This window comes from Aeromicrobium sp. P2_G6, assembly GCF_056403535.1.
Genome location: NZ_JBFUFH010000006.1, coordinates 101737 through 125548, shown reverse-complemented (window position 1 = coordinate 125548; position 23812 = coordinate 101737). Strand labels below are relative to the sequence as shown.

Here is a 23812-nt window from a genome sequence, read left to right as displayed (position 1 = left end):
GGGCGCGTGACCCCTGATCATGACCTTGTTCTCGTCGTCGATTTCGGGGCGCAATACGCCCAGCTGATAGCGCGACGGGTGCGTGAGGCCCGCGTCTACTCCGAGATCGTCCCGCACACCATGTCGGTCGACGAGATGCTCGCCAAGCGGCCCGCCGCGATCGTCCTCTCCGGCGGCCCCTCGTCGGTCTACGAACCCGGCGCGCCGCAGCTCGACGCCGCGTTGTTCGACGCCGACGTCCCGGTGTTCGGCATCTGCTACGGCTTCCAGGCGATGGCACAGGTGCTCGGCGGCAACGTCGCGCACACCGGACAGCGGGAGTACGGACGTACGTCCGTGAGCGTCGTCGAGCCCGGCATGCTGCTCGCCGGGGTCCCCACCGCCCTCACCTCGTGGATGTCGCACGGCGACGAGGTCGTCGCGGCTCCCGAAGGATTCCTCGTCAACGCCAACTCGCCGCGCGCCACCGTGGCCGCGTTCGAGGACATCGATCGCAAGCTCGCCGGCGTGCAGTGGCACCCCGAGGTCATGCACAGCGAGCACGGCCAACGCATCCTCGAGTCGTTCCTGGTCGACATCGCCGGCTGCCGGCAGACCTGGACCAGCAGCAACATCGTCGAAGAGCAGGTCGAGCTGATCCGCGAGCAGGTCGGCGACGCCCGCGTCATCTCGGCCCTGTCCGGTGGCGTTGACTCAGCGGTCTCGACGGCGTTGGTGCAGCGTGCGATCGGCGACCAGCTGACCGCGGTGTTCGTCGATCACGGGTTGCTTCGCGAGGGCGAGGCCGAGCAGGTCGAGAAGGACTACGTCGAGGCCACGGGTGTCGACCTCAAGGTCGTCGACGCGCGCGACCAGTTCCTGGGCTTCCTCGCCGGTGTCTCCGACCCCGAGGAGAAGCGCAAGATCATCGGCCGCGAGTTCATCCGGGTCTTCGAGGCGGCGGAGCGCGAAGTGCTCGCGACGCCCGGCACGCCGGTGAAGTTCCTCGTCCAGGGCACGCTCTATCCCGACGTCGTCGAGTCCGGCGGCGGCACGGGCGCGTCCAACATCAAGAGCCACCACAATGTCGGCGGTCTCCCCGAGGACCTCGAGTTCAGCCTGATCGAGCCGCTGCGCACCCTGTTCAAGGACGAGGTCCGCGACGTCGGACGTCAGCTCGGCATCCCCGAGGCGATTGTCGGCCGTCACCCGTTCCCCGGCCCCGGCCTGGCCATCCGCATCGTCGGCGCGGTCGACGCCGAGCGCCTGCGCATCCTGCGCCGGGCCGACGCGATCGTCCGTGAGGAGACGACGGCAGCGGGCCTCGACGGTGAGATCTGGCAGTTCCCGGTCGTGCTGCTGGCCGACGTCAGGTCGGTGGGCGTTCAGGGCGACGGTCGTACGTACGGACACCCGATCGTTCTGCGGCCGGTGTCGAGCGAAGACGCCATGACGGCCGACTGGAGCCGCCTCCCGTACGACGTGCTCGAGCGCATCTCGACGCGCATCACCAACGAGGTCGACGAGGTCAACCGGGTCGTGCTCGACATCACGAGCAAGCCGCCCGGCACGATCGAATGGGAGTAAACGCCCTGTCTTGTTAGGGTCGTCGGAGTCGATCGAAGGGAACACCAGTGAGTCAGACCGCCTCCCAGCGGCCCAAGAGGGTGTTCCTGATCGTCTTCGCGATCGCCGTCGTGGCCGTCATCGCCTTCGCCGGATGGCGCTTGATGGGTGACGACGACCCGACCGAGCCGCTCGCGACCGGCACGGACTCGACCACCACGCCCACCGCCGCGACGAGCACCCCGACGACGACCACGCCAACCCCGAAGAAGACCAAGGCGGCCGGCTCCTGCGAGGGGCCGGACACCCAGTTCAACGTCGAGGGCGTCGAGCAGGACAGCCTGCTGCCCGACTGCGGCACCGCGCCCGTTTCGCACGAGCAGGAGCAGAAGTCCGGCCTCGGGCTGGCGTGCGGCGGCTCCTACCCCGTGATCCTCTACAAGACCACGACGACCGACGCCAAGACGTCGATCTGTGGCAAGGACGCCTCGGGGGAGTCGTTCCGCTTCGTCACCAAGCCGACCGGAGGCGAGGTCGTGGACCTCCCCGGGAGCTACGAGCCGCAGCTCGACGCGTTCGTCGCCAAGAAGGACGGCACGTCGTATGCCGTGCAGGGCTATGACGGCACGCTCCTGGTCACGAAGAACGGCACCACGACGCGGCAGAAGTCCTCGGACTGGATCTCGCTCGACAACGAACCCGACTACGACTGAGGTCGACCACTCAGACGTCGAACGAGGACCTCGTCCGGCGGATGACGTCGTCGATCACGGCGGTCAGGTCCGAGGAGCGGGCGGCAACAGCGCGCTGATGCTCCGATCCGGTGCCATCGACCAGCAGGCGGCGGATGCCCTCCTCGGCGAGAGTCGTCGTGCCGTGCTCATCGAGCACCGGCCGCAAGTGATCGAGCAGGTCGGCCAGGGCTTTCTCTGCCGGGACCACCGCGCGGGTGACCGGATCCATCAGCGACTCGGTCAGGCCGTTGCGGCGTGCCCGCCACCGGGCGGCCCTGAGCAGGTCGGTCCGCCAGGGTGGCGCGATCTGGCCGTCGGCTCGGGCGCGGGCCGCGGTCTCGACCAGGGCGCGCGCCAGCTCAGCGATGAGGATCGTGTCATCGAGGTTCGTGCAGGCGTCGGCAACCCTGATCTCGATCGTCGGGAAGTTCCGGGACAGGCGGGCGTCGAAGTAGATCATGCCCTCGTCCATCGCGGCGCCGGACGCGATCAGCTGCCGGACCGCCTCCTGGTAGCCGGCGGCGTCACCGAACGGCTCCACCGGGCCTGCGCTGGGCCAGCCGTCATACAGCTGGCGCCGCCAGCTGGCATAGCCGGTGTCCTCGCCGCGGTAGATCGGCGAATTGACGGACAACGCTGCCAGGAGTGACAGCCACGGCTGGATCTCGTCGACGATGCCGACGGCCTCGGGCTCCTCGACGTGCACGTGGACGTGGGTCCCGCACACGAGCCCGCCCTGTCCGACGATCCTGCCGAACGTCTCCAGCATCGTCACGTAGCGGGCCTTGGGTGTCGTTCGACCGTCCTCGTGCGGCAGGACCGGCGTGCCGACGGAGGCCAGCTGTGCTCCGACGGACTCGGCCGAATCCGCCGCCAGCCGGCGCTCCTCGACGAGGTCCCACCGCAGGGCGCCGAGGTCGGTGTGGGGACGGGTACGGATCTCGAGCTGCTGGAGGAACAGCTCCTGGTCGAGATCCTCTTCCGCCGCGCGGGTCGAGTGGACCACGCCGTCCGAGACCGGCGCGAGCCGCCTGGTGCGAGGATCGATCAGGAACATCTCCTCCTCGACGCCAACCTCACGCACTGCTCACCTGCCTTCCGAGTCGCCCAGGAGTCCCTGGGCAGGTGCCGGAACGGTCCGGCGGGGCAGGCGCAGGTCAATCGTCGTCATGGGGGCCATCTACCCCTGGAGCCGCGCGATCAATCTCGCGTACGAGGTGCGGGACGGGTCCGCCGTTTGCCCCGGCAGGCCGGGGGTAGGGCAGACAGATGAACCCCACCCCCGAGCAGGTCATCCCGTGAGCGTCAACACGCGCATCGTCGCCGCGACGCCCGACGATGTGTGGAACGTCCTGGCCGACGGCTGGCTCTACCCCCTGTGGGTGGTCGGCGCGACCCGGATGCGGGACGTCGACCAGAACTGGCCCGAGAAGGGCAGTCGGATCCACCACTCGGTCGGCGTCTGGCCGTTGCTGATCAACGACCACACCGAGGTGCTCGACGTGGTGCCCGGCCGGTCGATCTCGCTGCGTGCCCGCGCCTGGCCGGTAGGCGAGGCCAAGGTCGACATCCGGCTCAGCGACGTCGGCGCTCAGACCGAGGTCGTCATCGAGGAGGACGCCATCGCCGGACCCGGCGTCCTGGTGCCCGAGCCGTTCAAGGGCCTCACCCTCAAGTGGCGCAACGTCGAGACCCTGCGACGCCTCGCGTTCATCGCCGAGGGCAGGCACGAGGCAGATGACCCCGCTCAACGATCCACGAAGGAGAACTGATGCGTGCACTCACCTGGCAGGGACGACGGTCGGTGTCGGTCGAGACCGTGCCGGACCCGATCATCCAACAGCCCAACGACGCCATCATCAAGGTCACCTCGACCGCGATCTGCGGCTCCGACCTGCATCTCTACGAGGTGCTGGGTCCGTTCCTGCACCAGGGCGACGTGCTCGGGCACGAAACCATGGGCGTCGTGCAGGAGGTCGGCCCTGAGGCGGGCGACCTCAAGGTCGGCGACCGCGTCGTGATCCCGTTCAACATCTCGTGCGGTCACTGCTGGATGTGCTCGCGCGGGCTGTTCGCACAGTGCGAGACGACGCAGAACGAGAAGACCGGCAAGGGCGCGTCCCTGTTCGGCTACACCGAGCTGTACGGCTCGGTGCCGGGCGGTCAGGCGGAGTACCTCCGGGTGCCGGAGGCTCAGTTCGGGCCCATCAAGGTGCCCGAGGGAGTCCCCGACGAGCGCTACCTCTACCTGTCCGACATCCTGCCGACGGCCTGGCAGGCGTTCGAGTTCGCCGACGTGCCGGAGGGCGGCACGGTGGCGGTCTTCGGGCTCGGCCCGGTCGGCCAGCTCACCGCCCGCATCGCCCTGAATGCCGGCCGACGCGTCATCGGAGTCGACCGCATCGCCGAGCGCCTCGACCTGGCGCGCTCGTACGGCGTGGAGGTCGTCGACCTGGACTCGGTCGACCACATCGAGGAGGCGATCTTCGACCTGACGAACGGCCGCGGCGCGGACGGAACGGTCGACGCCGTCGGCATGGAGGCGCATGGATCGCCCATCGCCAAGACCGCCATCAGCGCCGTGGGGATGCTCCCCGACGCACTGGCGAAGCCGTTGACCGACAAGTTCGCGATCGACCGCCTAGCCGCGTTGATCGCGTGCATCAAGTCCGTACGCCGTGGCGGCACGGTTTCCGTGAGCGGTGTCTACGGCGGTGAGGTCGACCCGATGCCGGTGATGGAGATGTTCGACCGCGGCATCACGATGCGACTGGGCCAGTGCCACGTCAAGCGCTGGACCGACGAGATCGCCAAGGTGCTCGACCACGATGAGGACCTGCTGGGCGTCGAGTCACTCGCGACGCACCACGTCCCGCTCGAAGAGGCCCCAGCGGCGTACGAGATGTTCCAGAAGAAGCAGGACGGCTGCGTCAAGGTGGTGCTCAAGCCGTGACCTCGGACCCCCGGGTCCTCGTCGTCACGGGAGCGTCGAGCGGGATCGGCAGGGCTGTCGCGCTGCAGTCGGCGGCCGCCGGCGACCACGTCGTGCTCGTCGCCAGGGGCGAGCCACCGCTGCAGCAGGTGGCTCGCGAGTGCGAAGCGGAGGGGGCTGCGTCGACGCTCGTCCTGCCGACCGACGTGGGTGACGACGCCGAGGTCGAGAAGCTGGTGACCGCCGTGACGTCACAGCACGGCCGCATCGACGCGGTCGTCCACTGCGCGGGCGTCGTGGCGTACGGCCGCACCGAGGAGGTGCCGGCCGAGGTCTTCGAGGGCGTGATGCGCACCAACCTCATGGGCTCGGTCAACGTGGCCCGCCACGCGATCCCGGTCATGCGGCGACAGCGGGCCGGGTCGCTCGTCCTGTTCGGCTCGGTGATCGGCCACATCAGCGTGCCGGGCATGAGCGCATACGTCTTGAGCAAGTGGGGGATCCGCGCCCTTGCACGCCAGCTGCAGCTGGAGAACCGGGATCTCGACGAGCTGACGATCGCCTACATCGCACCAGCTGGCGTCGACACCCCGATCTACCAGCAGGCGGCCAACTACGACGGCTTCGCCGGCCGGCCACTCCCGCCGGCGCTCTCGCCGGAACGTGTGGCGCGGATTGCGCTGCGGCGCCTCGATCGGCACCGGGCGCGGACGCAGATCGGGATCCCCAACGACGTCCTCCGGTTCGGCTTCACCGTGGTGCCGTGGGCGTTCGACATGCTGGTCGGGCCGTTGTACCGGGTCCTGGTCACCGATCGCACGACGCGCGTCGAACCGACAGCCGGCAACGTGCTGGAGTCGAAGTTCGCCGGCAACCAGCTGCACGGCTCACACGCCAACGGTCTCATCGCGGTGGGCCGCAACGTGTTCGCGCGGGTCACCGGCAAGGACAAGCCGGCATGACCCGTACGTACGACGCAATCGTCGTCGGCGCCGGCCCCAACGGGCTCGTCGCCGCGAATCACCTCGCCGACGCCGGCTGGTCTGTGCTCGTGCTCGAGGCGCAGCCCGAGGTCGGGGGAGCGGTGCGCAGCGCGGAGGACGTCCACCCCGGGTTCGTGCACGACACCTTCAGCGCGTTCTATCCGCTGGCCGAGGCCTCGCCCACGATCCGCTCGTTCCATCTGGAGGATCACGGCCTCGTGTGGCAGCACGCGCCGGCCGTCCTTGGCCACCCGACAAAGGACGGTCAATGGGCGATCCTGCACCGCGACCGCGACATCACCGCTGCACTGATGGACGAGCGGCACCCCGGTGACGGCGGGTCCTGGCTCGAGCTGTGCGAGCAGTGGGACCGCATCGGCGACCAGCTGGTCAAGTCCCTGCTGTCGCCGTTCCCGCCGGTCAAGAACGGCCTGGGAGCCCTGGCCCGGCTGCGCAGCGTCGGCGGACTGGAGTTCGTACGCATGATGCTGACCCCGGCGGCCGAGCTGGGCCTCGCGAGGTTCGGTGGCGCATCGCCCCGCCTGCTGATCGCCGGCAACGCGGGTCACGCGGACATACCGCTGCACGCACCGGGATCCGGACTCATGGGGATCCTGCTCGTCATGCTCGGCCAGACCGTGGGATTCCCCGTGCCGCAGGGCGGGGCCGGAGAGCTGACCAAGGCACTGGCCCGCCGCTTCGAGTCTCTCGGCGGCGAGATCCACTGCTCTTCGGAGGTGGCGCGGATCAAGGTCGAGGACCGCCGGGCGGTCGGCGTGCGTACGACCGATGGTGAGCGCTTCGGTGCCCGTCGCGCCGTCGTCGCGGACGTTGCGGCGCCGAACCTCTACGGCGGCCTGGTGCACGCCGCGGACCTGCCGGCCAAGACCGTCAAGGCCATGACGTCGTTCGAGCTGGATCCCGGCACGGTCAAGGTCGACTGGGCGCTCGACGGTGGCGTGCCATGGGCCAAGTCGCCACCGCACGACCCCGGCACGTTCCACATCGCCGACTCGGTCGAGCAGATGACCGAGGCGCTGGCCCAGGTCTCGGCTCGAGCGATCCCGGCAGCACCGTTCATGCTCGCGGGACAGATGTCGACGACGGACCCGACGCGCTCGCCGGCCGGCACGGAAGCGCTGTGGGCCTACACGCACGTGCCGCAGGACGCGACCCGTGACGCCGGCGAGGACGGCATCCGTGGGGTCTGGGACGGGAATGACTGCGAGCGGTTCGCCGACCGCATGCAGGCACGGATCGAGGAGGTCGCGCCGGGATTCGGCTCGCGAATCCTGGCGCGCCGGGTGCTCGGCCCGCGAGAGATGGAGCAGCGGAACGCCAACCTCATCGGCGGCGCGATCAACGGCGGAACGGCCCAGCTGCACCAGGAGCTGATCTTCCGGCCGGTCCCCGGGCTGGGTCGCGCCGAGACCGTCGTCCGCGGTCTCTATCTCGCGTCGGCTTCGGCGCATCCGGGCGGCGGCGTGCACGGAGCGTGCGGCATGAACGCCGCCCGCGCGGCTCTCGCGCACACGCGGGTCCGCGAGCTGCTGCCGGCTTCGCTCAGGCGGTGAGTTCCTGGCCGCTCGCCGTGAACTCCACCTGGTCGAGCGGCACGGTCGGCTGTCGGTACTGCTGCTCGAGCTGCTCCTGCGTGCGACGGTTGAGCTCCGGGTCGACCGACGCGACCGCTTCGTCGACGAGGACGACGCGGATGTCGCGGGCATACGCGTCGGCGGCGGTCGTCGCGATGCACGACTCGGTGGACACTCCGGCCAGGGCGATCGACTCGACGCCCCGTGAGCTCAGCAGGTCCTCCAGCTCGGTGCGGAAGAACGAGTTGTCGCGGGTCTTGATGACGGTGTACGCGCGATCGGTCCGCAGGCCGCGGACAGGCTCGGCGCCGGGCGTCCCCTCGATGACCATGCCGCTGTCGTCGTCGCGCATGTTGAGCGCCCAGGTCGAGCGGTCCGGCTTGTGCTCGGTGCGCACCTCGACGACCGGCGCGCCGGCCGCGTTCGCACGCTCGACCAACGCGTTGCACGCGGCGACGAGGTCGTCGCGGCACCGCTCGAGCTCGCTGTGGTTGAAGTAGTCGACCTGCATGTCGACGATCACCAACGCCTGCACGGTGTGGCCGGTCATTGCTCTCCTCTCGCCGAGCGCGAACTACCCGCAAGCCGCACGCGTCAACCGCCTCAGCGCAGGCGGTCGAGCTCGGCTTCGGCGTCGTCGAGGGCCTCCTGGGCCGTACGCTCCGCATCTTCTGCCCGATCGGCTGCCGTGTCGGCCCGATCCAGCGCCTTCTCGGCCTCGCCGATCTCCCGCTCGATCGCCTTGGCCTTCTTGCGGAGGTCGGCGAGCTCGTCCTGGAGCTCTTCACGCTCCTCGATCAGCGACTCGAGCTCCTCTGATGCGGTCTTGGCCTTGCGCCGGGCCTTCTCGACCTTGGCCTCGGCCGCCTCGATCCGCTTGCGCTCCAGCTGTGTCGGACCCTGCTGGACCTTCTTCGTACGCGGTCGTGCTCCCTCCGGCGGGATCGCCACGACATCCGTGAGATCGACCGGCTCGAACGGGTTCGCGGCGAACGTCGTGACGAGCAGCCCGTCCTGCACCGCGTTCGCAGCGTCCGGATCGGTCATGGCCGCGCGCAGGGTCTCCTCGACGCCTGCGGCGGCCTGGTCGCTCAGCGATCCGCCGGAGGCCTTGGCCAGCTCTGAGGCCTCGTCGAGCGCCTGGCGGGTGAGGTCCCGGCGGGCGCGGTCGAGCAGCCGCGTTCGCGACCCGTCCGAGTCCGACTGCGCATCGCGCAACTGGTCCCCGAGCTCGACAACCTCCTCGACCAGCTCGGCCCGCTCACGCGCCAGCGCGTTGACGGCCCATGCGGCCGCGCTGGGCTTGCGCAGCGACTTGACCTGCTTCGCCAGCTCCTTGTTGCCGGCACCGTCTGCGGCTTCCTTGCGTGCCGCGATGAACTCCGACAGCGGCCGGCCGTAGAGCTCCTGGGCGATCGATCGCAGGTCGGCCATGCGCCCAGACTAGGGCGTGTCTCCCTGTTCCGCTCCGGGTCGCGTGACCCCGCATCCCGTCTGACGGCGTTATCCTCGGTCGCCGCACAACCCCGGTGCGCCTCCCTCGTCTGCCTTGTCATACGGGCGCGGATGCCACGCGCCCTGATCGAAGCGGAACAGGGAGACGCGCCCTAGATCGGTCCCGGGTTTGTCGCCTGATCCACACGGGTATGTCCGCCCCATGACGTCACTCTGGCTCGATCGCCCTGACCTGCCCGCGAGCGACCCGCTCCCGGTCGGCGAGCGCCTCGACGACCTCGTGGTGGGTGCTGGCCTGACCGGTCTGACCACGGCGTTGCTCCTGGCCCGGGCGGGCCGACGAGTCGCGGTCGTCGAGGCCCGGCACGTCGGTGCCGTGACGACCGGCAACACGACGGCGAAGTTGTCGTTGCTCCAGGGCACCAAGCTGTCGATGCTCCTGGAGCGCCAGTCCCACGACGTCGCACAGGCGTACGTCGACGCCAACCTCGAGGGACAGCAGTGGCTGGTGCGGTTCTGCTCCGATCACGACGTGCCGGTCCAGACCCGGGACGCCATCACGTACGCGGCGGAGATCCACCAGGTTGATGCGGCACGCGCCGAGCACGACGCGGCTCGCTCCTTGGGTCTGGACGCCCGGTGGCACGACCAGCTCGACGTGCCGTTCCCGAACCATGGCGGCACGATCCTCGCCGACCAGTACCAGTTCGACCCGCTCGACGTCCTGACCGCGCTCGCGCGCCAGCTGCGCGAGCACGGCGGCACGATCCATGAGGGCCACCGGGTCGTGAGCGCCTCCAAGACCGGCCGGCCGACTGTGCACCTCGACGACGGCACGGAGCTGACCGCTGACGAGATCATCCTCGCGACCGGCACGCCGATCCTCGATCGCGGGCTCTACTTCGCGAAGCTGGAACCCAACCGCTCGTACGCCCTGGCATTCGACTTCGCGACGACGCCGTTGGCGATGTGCCTGTCGGCGGGTCAGCCGTCGCGCTCGATCCGCGACGTGCCCCGCAACAACGGAGCGACGAAGCTCATGATCGGCGGCAACGGGCACACCGTGGGCCGCACTGACTCGGAGGCCCGCCATGTCGACGAGCTGCGGGCGTGGACCGCGAAGTACTTCCCCGGAGCCGTGGAGACCCACGTGTGGTCGGCCCAGGACTACCAGTCCCACGACGGCATCCCGTACGTCGGACACCTGCCCCGTGGGGGCGGCCGGTTCCACGTCGCGACGGGCTTCGACAAGTGGGGCATGACGAACGCCGTGGCAGCGGCCCGCAACATCTCCGCGACGCTGCTGGGGGAGCCGGTGTCGTGGTCGAAGCCGATGTCGCGGCGGATCACCCGGCCGGCCGGCGCGGTCAAGATCGCGACGATCAACCTCAATGTCGGGGCCGAGCTGGCCAAGGGGATCGTGGGTGCAGAGCTGCGGCCGATGCCGGAACCGCCTGGCGAGGGCGCCGGCGAGGTCGGCCGCGACGGAATCCTGCCAACTGGGGTCTCGACGGTCGACGGGCGTACGTGCACGGTCCGCGCGATGTGCACGCACCTGGGCGGCATCCTGTCGTGGAACGACCAGGAGAAGACCTGGGACTGCCCACTGCACGGGTCGAGGTTCACGCCCGAGGGCGAGGTGCTCGAGGGCCCCGCGACCCGTCCTCTGCACCAGCCCGGCGACTAGGGCGTGTCTCTCAATTGGTGGCCGATCGGGATGCGGGGCCGCGCGAGCCGGCCATCGAATTGGGAGAGATGCCCTAGGGACGGTCGCGGGCCGGGAGGACCTTGTGGGTGCCGTCGCACCACGGCTGGTTGGCGGACTTGCCGCAACGGCAGACCGCGCTGACCGGGCGCACGGTCCGGTGCGCAGTCCCGTCAGCGTCCTCGACGAGGTGCTCGCCGCGCAGCAGCAGCGGCCCGCCCGGGCAGACGATGACATCAGGGTGCTCGAACCCCAGCTCTTCGGCTGTCATGATGCCCACCCGTCGAGCATGCGCTGGGCGTAGCGGTCCTCCAGGTCGAGGCATGTGAACGCGCCGAACACGACATCGTCGATGAGCTGGGGCTCCTGGGCGACCAGCGCACCGCAGATCGTACGGACGGCGAGCTGCTCGTGCACCGCGTCGGCCTCGACGTGCTCTTCGTAGTACGCGATCATCTCCGGCGGGAACTCCAGCCGCGCTAGCCCCTGCGCCATGCGACGCGACGGCAAGGAGCTGGTGGCCTCGAACGCGGCAAGATGCCCCAGCGACGCGGCCCGGAGCCGGCGGTGCAGACCGAAGAGCGACATGGCGTTGTTGAGCTCCAGGATCTCGGCCGGGACGTCGTCGATGTACGCGTACGGGTCCGCCCGCAACCCCGACGCCTCGAGGCCCAGTGCGAACAGGTGCGCGTGGAGCCGGTTGGGGTCGCCACCGCCGTACTCGTCGTACTGCAGCTCCATCAGCGCAGCCTTGGGGGCCGTCGGGAGCTGCGGGACCGCCCAGGCGATCGGGTCCGACTCCTTGAGGTGATAGATCGAGCGGTGCCTCAGCAGCTCGAGCACCTGCTCGCGGTCGGCCCTGCGCTGCACGTGGGCCGCGATCGAGGGTCCGTCGTGGTCGGCGATGAAGGCGAACAGTGCCTCGGCGAACGGCTCGCCCATCGTGGTCGCGGGCTGCCGTGCGCGCAGCTCGGCCTCGAAGTCGCGTTCGAGACTGCCGCGAAGCCCGAGGACTCCGGGGTGCCACTCCATCTGGTCATCGACGTCCTCGAAGCCCGAGTAGTGAAGCTCGTACATCGCCCACAGTGCGATGTGCATGTCGCCGCTGTCGGACGGCTCGACATGCTGCACGCTCGCGACCTCGCCCGGCTCGGAACGCAGGGTGTCGAACAGGGCCTCGCTCAGCTCTCCGCGGGCCTTAGGAAGCAGCATCGCGGTCATCGTCCTCGTCGAGGGCCTGCCACTCGCCCCGGCAGTCGAGGAATCCTCGAGGCGTGGCGTGAGGCATCGGCGGGCCGGGCCGCACTTGGTCAGGCTGCAGGGTGTCCGGGTGCTCGGTCAGGGCTTGCTGGTTCGTCATGTCGCGGCCCACATACCCCCGGTCCGCGGTGGTGAAACCCGGGTTTGATTGCGCTGACCAGTGGGTATGTGAATGGGTGGCGCGATTTCGCGCAGGTCGGAAGGATCACGATGCGCGTGCGAGTGGCGGTGGCTGCGACCCTCGCACTTCTCGTCGCCGGGTGTTCCGGCAGCCCCCAGGACATGTCGATGGGCGTGCGCGAGGCGCAGTCCGCCGTCGGCACGGCGAAGCTGGCGCTGACCTCGTCCGAGGACGGGGATGCCACGAGCACGCTTGCCGAGACGATGCTCGACGAGGCTGGCTCACGGATGTCGGCGGCGTCGACCACGGCATCGGCGTTCAAGCCCACTGACCGGCGTACGGCGGCCCAGCTGGAGACGGTCACGCAGGCGCTCGGCGATGCCGACACCGCGGTCCGCCACGCGAGCGAGGCGCTGGCCGGCTATCCCGGGGCGCCCAGCGTCGACACCGCGCTCGACGAGCTTGAGCAGGCCGGCTCCGACCTCGACAGACTGGCGGCGAAGCTGGAGCCGCCGCGATGAAGAGGTACTTCGCCGTCGCGCTCGGCATCCTCACCGCGATCGGCGGTTTCGTCGACATCGGCGACCTGGTCACCAACGCAGTCGTCGGCTCGCGGTTCGGGATGTCGCTGGCGTGGGTCGTCGTGGTGGGCGTGGTCGGCATCTGCCTGTTCGCCCAGATGTCGGGCCGGGTCGCCGCGATCAGCGGGCGGGCGACGTTCGAGATCATCCGCGAGCGGATGGGCCCGCGGGCCGGCACCGCCAACCTGGTCGCGTCCGTGATGATCACCGTCATGACGCTGACGGCCGAGGTCGGCGGCGTCGCCCTGGCCCTCCAGATCGCCAGCGGAGTGCAGCCGTTGTTGTGGATGCCGGTCGCTGCGTTCGCCGTGTGGCTCGTGATCTGGCGGGTCAAGTTCTCGATCATGGAGAACGTCGCGGGCCTGCTGGGACTCACCCTCGTCGTGTTCGGCGTCGCGCTGTTCCTGCTCGGCCCCGACTGGGGCGACCTCAGGCACCAGGCGCTGCAGCAGACGTCGCACCCGCGCGAGACCCCGCTGACGTACTGGTACTACGCGATCGCGCTGTTCGGTGCCGCGATGACGCCGTACGAGGTGTTCTTCTTCTCCTCGGGCGGCGTCGAGGAGAAGTGGACCGAGAAGGACCTGGTGACGTCCAGGGCCAACGTCATGGTGGGCTTCCCCTTGGGCGGGGTGCTGTCCCTGTTCATCGCCGGGTGCACCGCGACCGTCCTGCTGCCTCGAGGGATCGACGTCGACACGCTCTCCCAGACCGTCCTCCCGGTGGCGATGGGCGCGGGCCAGCTCGGGCTCGCCGTCGTGATCCTGGGCGTCGTCGCTGCCACGTTCGGCGCCGCGCTCGAGACCGGGCTGTCCGCGGGCTATGCGCTGGCCCAGTTCAACGGCTGGTCATGGGGCAAGTTCCGTCGGCCTGCGCAGGCAGCCCGCTTCCACCTGACGATCATCATCTGCCTCATCGTCGCGGTGCTCGTGCTCCTGACCGGGGTCGACCCGATCCTCGTGACGGAGTACTCCGTGGTCTTCTCCGCGGTGGCACTGCCCCTCACGTACCTGCCGATCCTCGTCGTCGCGAACGATCCGCAATATGTCGGTGAGCACGTCAACGGCAAGGTGCTGAATGCCCTCTCGTCGGTCTACCTCGTCGTCATCCTGGTGGCTGCCATCGCCGCGATCCCGCTGATGATCCTCACGAAAGCAGGTGCCTGATGCCCGAGCTGCCCAAGCACGAGTCGGCCGGCCAGGTGCTGGACGTCAACCTGCACATCCTGGACCGCCAGGTGCTCGACCGCGACGACGTGCCGATCGGCCATGTCGACGACGTCGAGGTCAAAGGCATCGAGCGCGGGCGCGATCTCGACCCGGGCTCGCCACCTGTGATCGCCAACCTGGTGCTGAACTCCGGCCTCTGGCCCCGTATGTTCGGCGGTCGGCCGCCGGGGTCGCGTCTTCACCGCGTGCCGTGGTCGGCGGTCAGCGCCATCGGGACGGCGATCGAGCTCGGTGAGCCGGGCTCGTCATTCGACGTGACCTGGCCCGAGCGATGGGTCCGCGACCACGTGATCGCCCGCATACCGGGAGGCCGGCATGCTCCTGAATGACATCCTGAGCCGTCCCGTCGTTGGGCCCGAAGGGCACCTCGGCTACGTCGCCGACTGCCGGTTCGCCATCGAGGGGACGCCCGGACCCCTCCTCGCGGATGCACAGCTGGTGGGGATCATCGTGGCCCGCAAGCACGTGCACGGTTTCCTCGGCTACGAACGTACGTCCGTCACGGCGCCGGCACCCCTCGCGTGGTGGTACGAACGGCGTCAGCGAGGGTCGTTCCTGGTGCTGTGGAAGGACGTCGAATCCGTCGACGACGAGGTCCGCGTGCGTCCCGGTTTCACCAAGTGGTCCTCGGCGCTGTAACACGTGAGAAAGGCTGTCCGAACGAATTGCCTGCAATCTCGGGTGTGTTGATGTTCACAGGCTTACCCACAGAGTGTGCATATAGTTCTTTAGAACTAGACAGGTAGTCACTTGTGACCTGGGTCACAGTCTGAGACGGCCGTCCAAGTAGCGAGACGGCCTGTCACTGGAAGACGTCAGGGATCCCGTCGGCGTCGTCGTCCCGGGTCTCGCGGAGGGTGATCTCCCGGTAGCGGCGATTGCGCGCGCGGAGGATCAGGGCTGCTCCGACGGCCGAGACGAGGGAGCCGACCAGCACCCCGGTCTTGACGTGCTCATCGGTCGCGGTGCCCACGCCGTACGCCAGCTCGCCGATCAGCAGCGAGACCGTGAACCCGACACCGGCGAGCATCGCGAGCCCGAGGACGTCGAGCCACTCCAGGTCGTCGTCGAGCTCCGCGCGGGTGAACGTGGCGACGAGCCAGGTGGCGCCGAACACGCCGATGGTCTTGCCGGCGAACAGTCCCGCGATGATCCCCAGGGTGATGGGCTCGGCGAGGGCATCGGTGAACCCTGACCACCCGTCGACCGCGACACCGGCGCTGAAGAACGCGAACACCGGCACCGCGACCGCCGCCGACAGCGGCCGGAACCGGTGCTCGAAGTGCTCGGCCAGCCCCGTGCCGCTGCTCCCGTCGCGACGGATGACCGGCACCGCGAAGCCGAGCAGCACACCGGCGACCGTGGCGTGGACCCCCGAGGCGTGGACGAGGCCCCAGACGAGCCCAGCAAGCGGCAGCAGCAGCCACCACGAACGTACGCGGCGCTGCACCAGCACGGTGAAGATCGCGAGCGGGACGGCGGCGAGAAGCAGGTACTCGATGTGCAGGGTCTTGGTGTAGACCACGGCGATGATGATGATCGCCAGGAGGTCGTCGACCACGGCGAGCGTCAGCAGGAAGGTCCGCAGCCCGGAGGGCAGGTGGGTGCCGATGACCGCCAGGACGGCAAGGGCGAACGCGATGTCGGTCGCGGTGGGAATGGCCCATCCCTCGAGCGAGCCGCCGAGGTTCACGACGACGAAGAACAGCGCCGGCACCGCCATGCCACCGACCGCCGCGACGACCGGGAGAACCGCCCGACTGGGCTCGCGGAGATCTCCGGCGACGAACTCGCGCTTGAGCTCGAGGCCGGCGACGAAGAAGAAGATCGCCAGCAACCCGTCGGACGCCCATTGGCCGAACGTGAGGTGCAGGTGGAGCGAGTCAGGACCGAAGGCGGTGTCCCGCAACGAGGCGTAGTCGTCTCCGACGTTGGCGGCGACCAGCGCTGCGACCGTCGCCAGCAGCAGCAAGGCGCCGCCGAGGGTCTCCTGCCGCAGGATGTCGGCGATCCGTGAGACTTCCGGCCACGAGCCACGTCCGAAGAGGCGGGGCGAACGGGTCGTCATGGGGCTCCCTGGGGTCGGCGACATCACGCCGACCAGACTTCCCGGCTCACCTGACCCGAACTCTACCGGTCGGACCCCTTGGGGCGAGTAGCCTGCGGGCATGCCGGATGTCGCGCTCGCCGCGCCCAACGAAGCTGCTGCCGATGCCGGCGAACAGGTCGCCCGCAGCGGCGGCAACGCCGTCGACGCTGCCCTGGCCGCAATCCTCGTGACGATGGTCAACGAGATCGGGATCGTGTCGCTGAGCTCCGGCGGGTTCATCACGGTCCAGCCGCAGAACGGCAGCGCGCCGCAGACCGTCGACGGCTGGATGGAGATGCCGGGGCGTGGCCGGGAGCTCGGCGGCGGCACGTGGGACATCCACACCGACTACGGCGACGGCGTCACTGCGACGATCGGGCCCGGCTCTGTTGCCACGCACGGCTCGGTGGCGGCATTCGGTGCCGCGCACGCCCGCTGGGGTCGCCTGCCATGGCGCGAGATCGTGGCGCCGTCGATCGACGTCGCACGCGGCGGGTTCCGGCTCGGCTCCGCGTCGCGCTACTACCTCGAGCACGTCCACGACCTGATCTTCGGCTGGGACGACGAGAGCGACTCCGCCGTGCACGACGAGGACGGCCAGGTCACCACCGACCTGATCGTGGTGCCCGACCTCGTCGGCTCGTTCGAGCAGATCGCCGACGAGGGCCCGAGCGCGCTCCACACGGGTGACCTGGCACGGCTCATCAGCGATGACGTGATCGCCCGCGGCGGCATCCTCGGACCCGCCGACCTCGCGGCTTACCGCCCTGTCGTACGCCCGTCGCTGCTGAGCACGGTCGGCGACTGGACGTTCGGCATCAACCCGCCGCCGTCCGTCGGCGGGGTGTGCGTCACGGCGATGCTGCGCATGCTGGACGGCCGGCCGCACGGGGAGTGGGACGCCGAGGACGTGGAGCACCTGATCCGGGTGCAGCGAGCCGTGCTGGGCCACCGGCTCAAGGTGCTCGACCACTCCGACGACCTCGAGCGGGATGCCGCGGCGTTCCTCGAGCTCGTCGACCACGACCACCTCGCGGTGCTGGAGTCCGGGTCCACGGCGCACGTGTCGGCGACCGACAGTGACGGCGGCGCGTGCTCGGTGACGGTGTCGTCGGGCTACAGCTCCGGGATGATCGCCAAGGGCACCGGCATCTGGCTCAACAACTGCCTCGGTGAGCCTGAGCTCAACGCCCGCGGCCTGCACGGTCTCGTCCCCGGCACGCGGCTGCTGTCGAACATGGCACCGACCGTCGGCCACCACGTCGACGGCTCGGCGATCGCCATCGGCTCGCCCGGGGCTGACCGCATCACGACGGCGATCGTCCAGGCCCTCGCCGGGTTCGTCAACGGCCGGCTCGGCCTGCAGCACGCCATCAACCACCCGCGGGTCCACGTCCACCGGGCCGGCCGACCCGACGAGGTGATCAAGACCGAGACCGACCTGACGATGTACTACGGAGGTGTCGCGGCGACGCTCCGCCGGCACGACGGGCACCTCGTGGCCGCTGCCGATCCGCGCCGCGACGGTGCTGTACGTCTCGTCCGTGCTGACCCGCAACGCGGGACGGATGCGGTTTGATGGTCGTGTGTCCCCGGCACCCATCGTCATCGCCCACCGCGGCGTCCCCGGCGAGCGACTCGAGCACACCCGCCCGTCGTACCTCCTGGCGGTAGAGCAGGGCGCCGACTACATCGAGCCGGACGTCGTGAGCACCAAGGACGGTGTCCTGGTGGTGCGGCACGAGAACGAGATCGGCGGCACGACCGATGTCGCGGACCGGCCGGAGTTCTTCGACCGCAAGGTCTCCAAGTTCGTCGACGGCATCCCGCATACGGGGTGGTTCACCGAGGACTTCACGCTCGAGGAGATCAAGACGCTGCGCGTGCGCGAGCGGCTCCCGGCGCTGCGACCCCAGAACATACCGCTCGAGCACGTCGAGAAGATCCTGACGTTCGACGAGGTGCTCAACATCGCCGAGGAGGCCAGCGAGGGTCGCGACGAGCCGGTCGGGGTCTACGTCGAGACCAAGCACCCGACCTACTTCGCCGGGATCGGCCATGACCTCAACGACCTGCTGGTCGCCAACCTGGAGCGCCGCCGGGTCAACCATGCCGGCGCCAAGATCATCATCCAGTCGATGGAGACCGGGAACCTTCGCCGCCTTCGCGACCGTACGCCGCTGCCGCTGATCCAGCTGATGGACCGGCAGGGTGCGCCGTACGACCTGGTCGAGGCCCGCGACCGGCGGACGTACGCCGACCTGGTCTCGCCGAAGGAGCTGGCCACCATCGCGACGTACGCCGACGGGATCGGGCCCAACAAGAGCCAGGTCATCGCCCGCGACAAGAAGTACCGGCTGGCCGGCCAGACGGCGCTGGTCAGGGATGCTCACGACGTCGGGCTGATGGTGCACATCTGGACGATGCGCAACGAGAACAACTTCCTGCCGACCAACCTGCGCACCAGCACAGACAAGGCCGCCCACGGCGATGCCGTGGGCGAGTACCTTGCGTTCTTCGACGCCGGGGTGGACGGCGTCTTCTCCGACTTCACGCAGACGGCGGTGCGGGCTCGCTCTCAGTGGCTGGCACGTCAGTAGCCTGCGCCCATACGGTCTGCTGGCCGGCGGGCTGACCAGCCGGCATCAGGATCCACGCGACGATGTAGGCCACGATCAGGGTGCCGAAGCCGAGCACCGTGCCCACGGCGACGAGGATGCGGATCAGGTTGGGGTCGGTGCCGGTGTAGTCGGCGATGCCTCCGCACACACCTCCGACCCACTTGTCGTCACGGCTGCGGGTGAGCTTCTTCATCTTCAGTTCCTTCCGGGGTGGTGTCTGGGGTGGATTCGGGAGCGGGAATGGGGCGTACGCGGGTGGCCGACCTGGTCTGCCACACGGTGGCGGCGACGCCGAGCACTCCGAGGAGGATCAGCACCCCCGAGGCGGTGAGGCCGAGCTGTCGCGGAGTCAGGAGGTCCTGCTTCCAGACGGCCCAGTTGCCGACGGCGGAGAGGAAGAACAGCCCGAAGACCAAGCCTTCCCAGCGGAACGAGTGTCTGGTCATCTGCGGATCACCTCGATGTCTCCGATTCTTTGGTTGATGTCGAGCGTCAGGGCGACGCCCGGTGTGGCGGCGGGATAGGTGAGCTGGGTGTCGGTGCCGTCGGTCTTGCGGTCGAACACCCGGATCTCGCCGGCGAAGATGTCGGACCTGACCCGCACGTTGACGTCGGTGGGCACGATGACCTTGGTCTCGCCGATGCCGGTCTCGATCTTGATCGTCCGGCCCAGCAGCGCCTGCGGGTTGCTGACCTCGGTGAGATCGAGCTCGATCCGGCCGATGCCGTGCCGGTAGTGCGATTCGACCTGCGTGGCATTCGCCGGCGTCGGGGTCTGTTCACCGATCTCGCCGCGAGGCAGCAGCGAGCCGATCGCGAGGGTGATCGCGAGGAGGACTCCGAAGCCGATCAACGGGCCGCCGTTACCGATCAGCGTGCTGACCAGCAGCCCGACCGCGACGACGCCGAGAGCCACCGCGACGTACGCCGTCCAGTGGGGCCCGTCGTTGTACGCGTCGTAGATGCCCGTCGCTGCGGTGGCGATCGCGGCGACCGACAGGGTCAGCCAGGTGAGGGTCCACGACCGGTCGCGGCGCGCCTTGTCCTGCTTGCCGCGCGCCACGAGGGCGGCCTTGGCGGCGGTGAATTCCGGGCCGCGGGCGGACTCGTCGGCCGGGTCCACGCCGGGCGGGGCGTACTGCGCCGCCAGCGCGGTGTCGGCCTGCCGGCGGCGCCGGGGTCGGACGACGAACAGGTAGTAGACGAACGCGAACGGCACCAGGATCCAGGGCGCTCCATCCCAGAACCAGCCACCGTCGCCGACGACCGCGAGAGCGGCGAGGACGATGGCGCCGACGAGGCCAGCGACGCGTACCTGCTCCTCGTTCTTGTCGAGATGGAACCAGTCGGCGGCGACGCTCTTGGCGTCGCCTTCGGCCGGCAGGAGGAACCAGGCGGCGGCGTAGATGATGACGCCGGCGAAGCCGACGATCGTCAGCACGGCGAGGACGACGCGGACGATGACGGGATCGATGTTGAGGTACTTCGCTGCGCCGGCGCAGACACCACCGAGCAGGCGGTCGTCCTTCGACCGCTTCATGTCGGTGATCGAGCGCAGCCGGTGCGGTTCGAAGTCGCCGTCCGGCGGCGTGGTGCGGGCGTCTTCTGCGTTCATACCTCCATCGTGTCCGAGGGCAGGCGTCCGAACCATCGGGTACGACCCTGAATCACACCCTTGACCGCTCAGGGTGCGAGAGGGTCGTTCCTGATGGCGCGCGCGTACGCGTACGTGTGACGATCATGGGGTGACCGAATACCGCCGTGCCTACCGACCAGCCGATCGCCGGCTCGTCGGCGGTGTGGCGACGGGTGTGGCCGAGCATTTCGGCGTCCCCGTGCTCTACGTCCGGCTGGCCTTCATCGTCGCGACGTGGTTCCACGGCGTGGGCGTCATCGCGTACCTGCTGCTGTGGCGGTTCCTGCCGCTGCGCCAGCCCGACCTGTCGCCGGGCCTGGAGTCCGCGACCCGCCGCGGGCTTCGCTCGAGCGGCCGCCCCGGTGCCTTCGAGGTGGTCCAGACCGTCGCACTGGGTGCCGTCGGCATCGGCGTGATGTTCATGATCCAGGCCAGCGGGCGCGGCATCGCCGGAGGCCTGTTCGCCCCGCTCCTGATCGGGGTCATCGGCCTTGCGGTGATCTGGCGGCAGTTCGATGACGCCGCATGGGGCCGCTGGATGCGCCAGACCCGCGGCTTCGCGTTCGCCTTGCGCATCGCCGCCGGTGCGGTGCTCGTGGCGACCGCGGGCATCTACTTCCTCAGCCAGGAGCGTGGGTGGGCAGCGATCGTCGACCTCGCCTCTGCCGTGGCGGTGGCTGCCCTCGGCCTGCTGCTGATCCTCGGGCCGTGGATCACCAAGCTGCTCGGCGACCTGTCGGAGGAGCGGCGCGAGCGCGTACGTTCGCAGGAACGTGCCGACGTCGCCGCGCACCTGCACGACTCGGTGCTGCAGACCCTGGCCCTGCTGCAGAAGAACGCCGGCGACTCGGCGACCGTGGCGACTCTCGCGCGTCGGCAGGAGCGTGAGCTGCGGGCCTGGTTGTACGGCAACGACGAGAAGCCCGGCGACTCGCTCGTGGCGGCGCTGCGTGCCTCGGCCGCGGACGTCGAGGACGCGCATCGCGTGCCCGTCGAGGTCATCGCGGTCGGCGATGCCGCCCTTGACCCCGATGTCGCCGCGATCGCCAAGGCCGCCCGCGAAGCCATGATCAACGCCGCCAAGCACGCCCGCGTGGACCGCATCGACGTCTACGCCGAGACCGACGGTCGTACGGTCGAGGTCTTCGTCCGCGACCGTGGTGTCGGGTTCGACACCGAGTCGATCGCCGACGACCGCATGGGTGTGCGAGGCTCGATCATCGGACGGGTCGAACGCCACGGTGGCACCGCCTCCATCCGTAGCCAGCCGGGGGAGGGCACCGAGGTCGCCTTGAGCGTCCCGATCCGAGGCGGCGACACCAACCAGTCCGATTCTGCCCCGACACCACGAGCATCGACAGAAGAAGTGAGCCCATGACCACACTGCGCGTCGCCATCGTCGACGACCATGCGATGTTCCGCACCGGGGTGCGGGCCGAAATCGACGGACCGGTCGACATCGTCGCCGAGGCGGAGGACGTCGACAGCGCGGTCAAGGTCATCGCCGAGACCAAGCCAGATGTCGTGCTGCTCGACGTCCACATGCCCGGTGGAGGTGGCCTCGAGGTCATCCGCCGCCTGCACCTGCGCCATCCGGAGACCAAGTTCCTGGCGCTGTCGGTCAGCGACGCCGCGGAGGACGTCATCGGGATCATCCGCGCCGGCGCCCGCGGCTATGTCACCAAGAACATCTCCGGCCCCGAGCTGCTCGACGCGATCAGCCGGGTCGCCGCCGGCGATGCGGTGTTCTCGCCGCGGCTGGCCGGGTTCGTCCTCGACGCGTTCGCGGGCACGATCGAGGTCGCCCAGGTCGACGAGGAGATCGACCGGCTGACCGAGCGCGAGCGCGAGGTCATGCGACTCATCGCTCGCGGCTATGCGTACAAGGAAGTCGCCAAGGAGCTGTTCATCTCGATCAAGACCGTCGAGACCCACGTCTCCAGCGTGCTCCGCAAGCTGCAGCTCTCGAGCCGCCACGAGTTGACCCGCTGGGCCAACGACCGCCGCCTGATCTGAGCCCGTTGGCTGCACCTCAACCACCGGGGGTCAGGGGTGCAGTTGGGCGCCCTTGAACGCCTTGTCCACGGCGTTCTTCGGCCCGTGCACCGCGATGCCGACGAGGTCGAGGTCATCACGACGTACGGCGCGTACCGCGGCACGGTTGTCCCGGTCGTTGCCGGTGGCGAACATCTCGCGGGTGTAGACCGTCATCGCCAGCTCCCGCGACACGGCCTTGGCGTGCGCGGCGCGCAGCTGGGCCGAGCCACCGGCGAACACGACGATCGGCTGGCGGATCATCGGGAGGTACTCCGTCCCATCGGCATCCTCGTACGGGTCGCCGATGAGCTCCTTGTCGGTGGCCAGGCCGCTGACGAGGAACGCCGTGACGTTGAGCGCCTGCCAGCTCGCGAGGTCCTCGTGCAGCAGCACGGCGACCTTGGTGTCGAATCGGATCGGTTCGAGGGTGTCGTCCATGCCTCAAGAGTCGCCCGCCCGGCTGGTCGGGGTCTTGTACATTCCTGACATGACCGCCGGAGAGCACGTCCGAGCCTGGCGACCGGCCGTCCCCGGCGTCGGCGAGGTCCTCCACGCGCACTTCACCGAGCACGCCTACCCGGCGCACACGCACGCGTACTGGACCGTGCTCCTGATCGACACGGGCGGTGTGTCGTACGAGCTGGAGCGCACGCCCCACGACGCATCGCCGCGGTCGCTGACGCTGCTGCCCCCGCACGTGCCGCACGACGGCAAGGCCGCGGTGGCCGGCGGCTTCGACAAGCGCGTCGTCTACCTCGACGAACGGTGGTTGCCGTTCGAGCTCGTGGGTGCTGCCGTCGACCAGCCGACGCTGATCGACGACGAGCTCGTCGCGGCGGTCGGCCACCTCCACCGGTCGCTCGCCTCGCCGGGGGACGAGCTCGAGGCCGAGTCACAGCTCGCGGTCATCAGCGAGCGGATGGCCCAGCACCTCGACAGCTCCATCGATCCTCGTCCGGGTCGCGCTGAGCCCGGGCTGGCCCGCCGCGTGCGGGAGGCCCTGGATCGCGACCTGACGAACGTACCGACGCTGGAGTCCCTCGCCGCCGAGCTCGAGGCGCACCCCACGCAGCTGATCCGGGCGTTCGGACGTGAGTACGGCCTGCCGCCGCACCGGTACGTCACCGGCCGGCGAGTCGATAGGGCTCGCGCGCTGCTGCTCGACCGCGTCCCGCCGGCAGAGGTCGCGGCGACCGTCGGCTTCTACGACCAGGCGCATCTGACGCGGCACTTCCGCGCCACGCTCGGCGTGACCCCCGGGGCGTACGCGCGCAACGCCGCCTGAGCTC

At 69.5% G+C, this 23812-nt stretch carries 27 protein-coding genes; 16 read left to right on the top strand and 11 right to left on the bottom strand.

Going from position 1 to position 23812, the window contains the following annotated elements:
• Positions 1-6 precede the first annotated feature (6 nt).
• Together guaA and AC1DVU_RS18410 are read left to right on the top strand one after the other, a co-directional pair.
• Entirely contained in the window at positions 7-1566 is a 1560-nt protein-coding gene (gene guaA, locus AC1DVU_RS18415) for a glutamine-hydrolyzing GMP synthase (RefSeq protein ID WP_476923925.1), read from the top strand.
• A gap of 47 nt (positions 1567-1613) precedes the next feature.
• Complete coding sequence (locus AC1DVU_RS18410; RefSeq protein ID WP_476923924.1) at positions 1614-2258, top strand: hypothetical protein; 645 nt, start codon at positions 1614-1616, stop codon at positions 2256-2258.
• A 10-nt stretch (positions 2259-2268) separates the two neighbouring features.
• On the opposite strand, the gene AC1DVU_RS18405 is transcribed toward AC1DVU_RS18410, so the two are convergent.
• On the bottom strand, positions 2269-3363 hold the full coding sequence (locus AC1DVU_RS18405) for a carboxylate-amine ligase (protein ID WP_476923923.1): 1095 nt from the start codon (positions 3361-3363) through the stop codon (positions 2269-2271).
• 214 nt (positions 3364-3577) lie between these two features.
• Here AC1DVU_RS18405 and AC1DVU_RS18400 point away from each other — a divergent pair, with 214 nt between their 5' ends.
• Genes AC1DVU_RS18400 through AC1DVU_RS18385 form a run of 4 tightly spaced genes read left to right on the top strand, consistent with a single transcriptional unit; the run spans position 3578 to position 7768 of the window.
• Positions 3578-4051, top strand: a complete 474-nt coding sequence (locus AC1DVU_RS18400) for an SRPBCC family protein (RefSeq protein WP_476923922.1) — start codon at positions 3578-3580, stop codon at positions 4049-4051.
• Positions 4051-5232, top strand: coding sequence for a zinc-dependent alcohol dehydrogenase (locus tag AC1DVU_RS18395; RefSeq protein ID WP_476923921.1), 1182 nt, complete (start codon positions 4051-4053; stop codon positions 5230-5232). The genes AC1DVU_RS18400 and AC1DVU_RS18395 overlap by 1 nt, the downstream gene beginning before the upstream one ends.
• Complete coding sequence (locus AC1DVU_RS18390) at positions 5229-6173, top strand: SDR family NAD(P)-dependent oxidoreductase (RefSeq protein WP_476923920.1); 945 nt, start codon at positions 5229-5231, stop codon at positions 6171-6173. The genes AC1DVU_RS18395 and AC1DVU_RS18390 overlap by 4 nt, the downstream gene beginning before the upstream one ends.
• On the top strand, positions 6170-7768 hold the full coding sequence (locus tag AC1DVU_RS18385; protein ID WP_476923919.1) for a phytoene desaturase family protein: 1599 nt from the start codon (positions 6170-6172) through the stop codon (positions 7766-7768). The genes AC1DVU_RS18390 and AC1DVU_RS18385 overlap by 4 nt, the downstream gene beginning before the upstream one ends.
• On the opposite strand, the gene AC1DVU_RS18380 is transcribed toward AC1DVU_RS18385, so the two are convergent.
• The gene (locus AC1DVU_RS18380; protein WP_476923918.1) at positions 7758-8339 is read right to left on the bottom strand and encodes a cysteine hydrolase family protein; all 582 of its coding nucleotides are present in this window, start codon (positions 8337-8339) and stop codon (positions 7758-7760) included. The two genes, AC1DVU_RS18385 and AC1DVU_RS18380, sit on opposite strands and share 11 nt — an antisense overlap.
• Before the next feature lie 53 nt (positions 8340-8392).
• Positions 8393-9223 carry a hypothetical protein gene (locus AC1DVU_RS18375; protein WP_476923917.1) on the bottom strand — a complete coding sequence of 277 codons (831 nt, stop codon included), beginning with the start codon at positions 9221-9223 and terminating at the stop codon, positions 8393-8395.
• Between the two features lie 223 nt (positions 9224-9446).
• On the opposite strand from AC1DVU_RS18375, the gene AC1DVU_RS18370 reads away from it, so the two are divergent.
• Entirely contained in the window at positions 9447-10931 is a 1485-nt protein-coding gene (locus AC1DVU_RS18370) for an FAD-dependent oxidoreductase (RefSeq protein WP_476923916.1), read from the top strand.
• A gap of 73 nt (positions 10932-11004) precedes the next feature.
• On the opposite strand, the gene AC1DVU_RS18365 is transcribed toward AC1DVU_RS18370, so the two are convergent.
• The 3 genes from AC1DVU_RS18365 to AC1DVU_RS18355 are packed head-to-tail and all read right to left on the bottom strand — an operon-like array spanning position 11005 to position 12309.
• Positions 11005-11220: a CDGSH iron-sulfur domain-containing protein gene (locus tag AC1DVU_RS18365; protein WP_476923915.1), complete on the bottom strand. Its 216-nt coding sequence runs from the start codon at positions 11218-11220 to the stop codon at positions 11005-11007.
• Complete coding sequence (locus AC1DVU_RS18360) at positions 11217-12170, bottom strand: iron-containing redox enzyme family protein (RefSeq protein ID WP_476923914.1); 954 nt, start codon at positions 12168-12170, stop codon at positions 11217-11219. Before AC1DVU_RS18360 ends, AC1DVU_RS18365 begins: the two co-directional genes overlap by 4 nt.
• On the bottom strand, positions 12148-12309 hold the full coding sequence (locus tag AC1DVU_RS18355) for a hypothetical protein (RefSeq protein ID WP_476923913.1): 162 nt from the start codon (positions 12307-12309) through the stop codon (positions 12148-12150). Before AC1DVU_RS18355 ends, AC1DVU_RS18360 begins: the two co-directional genes overlap by 23 nt.
• A gap of 110 nt (positions 12310-12419) precedes the next feature.
• Between AC1DVU_RS18355 and AC1DVU_RS18350 the strand changes: the two genes are divergently transcribed.
• Genes AC1DVU_RS18350 through AC1DVU_RS18335 form a run of 4 tightly spaced genes read left to right on the top strand, consistent with a single transcriptional unit; the run spans position 12420 to position 14779 of the window.
• Positions 12420-12851 (top strand): hypothetical protein, encoded by a 432-nt coding sequence (locus tag AC1DVU_RS18350; RefSeq protein WP_476923912.1) that lies wholly within the window; start codon positions 12420-12422, stop codon positions 12849-12851.
• Positions 12848-14077, top strand: a complete 1230-nt coding sequence (locus AC1DVU_RS18345; protein WP_476923911.1) for an NRAMP family divalent metal transporter — start codon at positions 12848-12850, stop codon at positions 14075-14077. Before AC1DVU_RS18350 ends, AC1DVU_RS18345 begins: the two co-directional genes overlap by 4 nt.
• A complete protein-coding gene (locus AC1DVU_RS18340; protein ID WP_476923910.1) occupies positions 14077-14469 on the top strand; it encodes a PRC-barrel domain-containing protein in 393 nt (130 codons plus the stop codon). The genes AC1DVU_RS18345 and AC1DVU_RS18340 overlap by 1 nt, the downstream gene beginning before the upstream one ends.
• A complete protein-coding gene (locus AC1DVU_RS18335) occupies positions 14456-14779 on the top strand; it encodes a hypothetical protein (protein WP_476923909.1) in 324 nt (107 codons plus the stop codon). The genes AC1DVU_RS18340 and AC1DVU_RS18335 overlap by 14 nt, the downstream gene beginning before the upstream one ends.
• Before the next feature lie 163 nt (positions 14780-14942).
• On the opposite strand, the gene nhaA is transcribed toward AC1DVU_RS18335, so the two are convergent.
• On the bottom strand, positions 14943-16208 hold the full coding sequence (gene nhaA / locus AC1DVU_RS18330) for a Na+/H+ antiporter NhaA (protein ID WP_476923908.1): 1266 nt from the start codon (positions 16206-16208) through the stop codon (positions 14943-14945).
• Between the two features lie 100 nt (positions 16209-16308).
• On the opposite strand from nhaA, the gene AC1DVU_RS18325 reads away from it, so the two are divergent.
• Both AC1DVU_RS18325 and AC1DVU_RS18320 read left to right on the top strand, forming a co-directional pair.
• Positions 16309-17808: a gamma-glutamyltransferase gene (locus AC1DVU_RS18325; RefSeq protein WP_476923907.1), complete on the top strand. Its 1500-nt coding sequence runs from the start codon at positions 16309-16311 to the stop codon at positions 17806-17808.
• Complete coding sequence (locus AC1DVU_RS18320; protein ID WP_476923906.1) at positions 17690-18829, top strand: glycerophosphodiester phosphodiesterase; 1140 nt, start codon at positions 17690-17692, stop codon at positions 18827-18829. Before AC1DVU_RS18325 ends, AC1DVU_RS18320 begins: the two co-directional genes overlap by 119 nt.
• On the opposite strand, the gene AC1DVU_RS18315 is transcribed toward AC1DVU_RS18320, so the two are convergent.
• The 3 genes from AC1DVU_RS18315 to AC1DVU_RS18305 are packed head-to-tail and all read right to left on the bottom strand — an operon-like array spanning position 18780 to position 20465.
• Positions 18780-19043, bottom strand: a complete 264-nt coding sequence (locus AC1DVU_RS18315) for a PspC domain-containing protein (protein WP_476923905.1) — start codon at positions 19041-19043, stop codon at positions 18780-18782. The two genes, AC1DVU_RS18320 and AC1DVU_RS18315, sit on opposite strands and share 50 nt — an antisense overlap.
• On the bottom strand, positions 19018-19296 hold the full coding sequence (locus AC1DVU_RS18310) for a hypothetical protein (RefSeq protein WP_476923904.1): 279 nt from the start codon (positions 19294-19296) through the stop codon (positions 19018-19020). Before AC1DVU_RS18310 ends, AC1DVU_RS18315 begins: the two co-directional genes overlap by 26 nt.
• Complete coding sequence (locus AC1DVU_RS18305) at positions 19293-20465, bottom strand: PspC domain-containing protein (RefSeq protein ID WP_476923903.1); 1173 nt, start codon at positions 20463-20465, stop codon at positions 19293-19295. The genes AC1DVU_RS18310 and AC1DVU_RS18305 overlap by 4 nt, the downstream gene beginning before the upstream one ends.
• A 130-nt stretch (positions 20466-20595) precedes the next feature.
• Here AC1DVU_RS18305 and AC1DVU_RS18300 point away from each other — a divergent pair, with 130 nt between their 5' ends.
• Complete coding sequence (locus AC1DVU_RS18300; RefSeq protein WP_476923902.1) at positions 20596-21864, top strand: ATP-binding protein; 1269 nt, start codon at positions 20596-20598, stop codon at positions 21862-21864.
• Positions 21861-22502 carry a response regulator gene (locus AC1DVU_RS18295; protein WP_476923901.1) on the top strand — a complete coding sequence of 214 codons (642 nt, stop codon included), beginning with the start codon at positions 21861-21863 and terminating at the stop codon, positions 22500-22502. The genes AC1DVU_RS18300 and AC1DVU_RS18295 overlap by 4 nt, the downstream gene beginning before the upstream one ends.
• Before the next feature lie 30 nt (positions 22503-22532).
• On the opposite strand, the gene AC1DVU_RS18290 is transcribed toward AC1DVU_RS18295, so the two are convergent.
• Positions 22533-22961, bottom strand: coding sequence for a DUF2000 family protein (locus AC1DVU_RS18290; RefSeq protein ID WP_476923900.1), 429 nt, complete (start codon positions 22959-22961; stop codon positions 22533-22535).
• Between the two features lie 49 nt (positions 22962-23010).
• On the opposite strand from AC1DVU_RS18290, the gene AC1DVU_RS18285 reads away from it, so the two are divergent.
• The gene (locus AC1DVU_RS18285; RefSeq protein WP_476923899.1) at positions 23011-23808 is read left to right on the top strand and encodes a helix-turn-helix transcriptional regulator; all 798 of its coding nucleotides are present in this window, start codon (positions 23011-23013) and stop codon (positions 23806-23808) included.
• The last annotated feature ends 4 nt before the right edge of the window (positions 23809-23812 follow it).

Coding starts and splice junctions, on each gene's coding strand:
- AC1DVU_RS18395 (WP_476923921.1), top strand. CDS start 4,051: ATGCGTGCACTCACCTGGCAGGGACGACGGTCGGTGTCGGTCGAGACC.
- AC1DVU_RS18385 (WP_476923919.1), top strand. CDS start 6,170: ATGACCCGTACGTACGACGCAATCGTCGTCGGCGCCGGCCCCAACGGG.
- AC1DVU_RS18380 (WP_476923918.1), bottom strand. CDS start 8,339: ATGACCGGCCACACCGTGCAGGCGTTGGTGATCGTCGACATGCAGGTC.
- AC1DVU_RS18375 (WP_476923917.1), bottom strand. CDS start 9,223: ATGGCCGACCTGCGATCGATCGCCCAGGAGCTCTACGGCCGGCCGCTG.
- AC1DVU_RS18370 (WP_476923916.1), top strand. CDS start 9,447: ATGACGTCACTCTGGCTCGATCGCCCTGACCTGCCCGCGAGCGACCCG.
- AC1DVU_RS18365 (WP_476923915.1), bottom strand. CDS start 11,220: ATGACAGCCGAAGAGCTGGGGTTCGAGCACCCTGATGTCATCGTCTGC.
- AC1DVU_RS18360 (WP_476923914.1), bottom strand. CDS start 12,170: ATGACCGCGATGCTGCTTCCTAAGGCCCGCGGAGAGCTGAGCGAGGCC.
- AC1DVU_RS18355 (WP_476923913.1), bottom strand. CDS start 12,309: ATGACGAACCAGCAAGCCCTGACCGAGCACCCGGACACCCTGCAGCCT.
- AC1DVU_RS18350 (WP_476923912.1), top strand. CDS start 12,420: ATGCGCGTGCGAGTGGCGGTGGCTGCGACCCTCGCACTTCTCGTCGCC.
- AC1DVU_RS18345 (WP_476923911.1), top strand. CDS start 12,848: ATGAAGAGGTACTTCGCCGTCGCGCTCGGCATCCTCACCGCGATCGGC.
- AC1DVU_RS18340 (WP_476923910.1), top strand. CDS start 14,077: ATGCCCGAGCTGCCCAAGCACGAGTCGGCCGGCCAGGTGCTGGACGTC.
- AC1DVU_RS18335 (WP_476923909.1), top strand. CDS start 14,456: ATGCTCCTGAATGACATCCTGAGCCGTCCCGTCGTTGGGCCCGAAGGG.
- nhaA (WP_476923908.1), bottom strand. CDS start 16,208: ATGACGACCCGTTCGCCCCGCCTCTTCGGACGTGGCTCGTGGCCGGAA.
- AC1DVU_RS18325 (WP_476923907.1), top strand. CDS start 16,309: ATGCCGGATGTCGCGCTCGCCGCGCCCAACGAAGCTGCTGCCGATGCC.
- AC1DVU_RS18315 (WP_476923905.1), bottom strand. CDS start 19,043: ATGAAGAAGCTCACCCGCAGCCGTGACGACAAGTGGGTCGGAGGTGTG.
- AC1DVU_RS18310 (WP_476923904.1), bottom strand. CDS start 19,296: ATGACCAGACACTCGTTCCGCTGGGAAGGCTTGGTCTTCGGGCTGTTC.
- AC1DVU_RS18305 (WP_476923903.1), bottom strand. CDS start 20,465: ATGAACGCAGAAGACGCCCGCACCACGCCGCCGGACGGCGACTTCGAA.
- AC1DVU_RS18295 (WP_476923901.1), top strand. CDS start 21,861: ATGACCACACTGCGCGTCGCCATCGTCGACGACCATGCGATGTTCCGC.
- AC1DVU_RS18290 (WP_476923900.1), bottom strand. CDS start 22,961: ATGGACGACACCCTCGAACCGATCCGATTCGACACCAAGGTCGCCGTG.
- AC1DVU_RS18285 (WP_476923899.1), top strand. CDS start 23,011: ATGACCGCCGGAGAGCACGTCCGAGCCTGGCGACCGGCCGTCCCCGGC.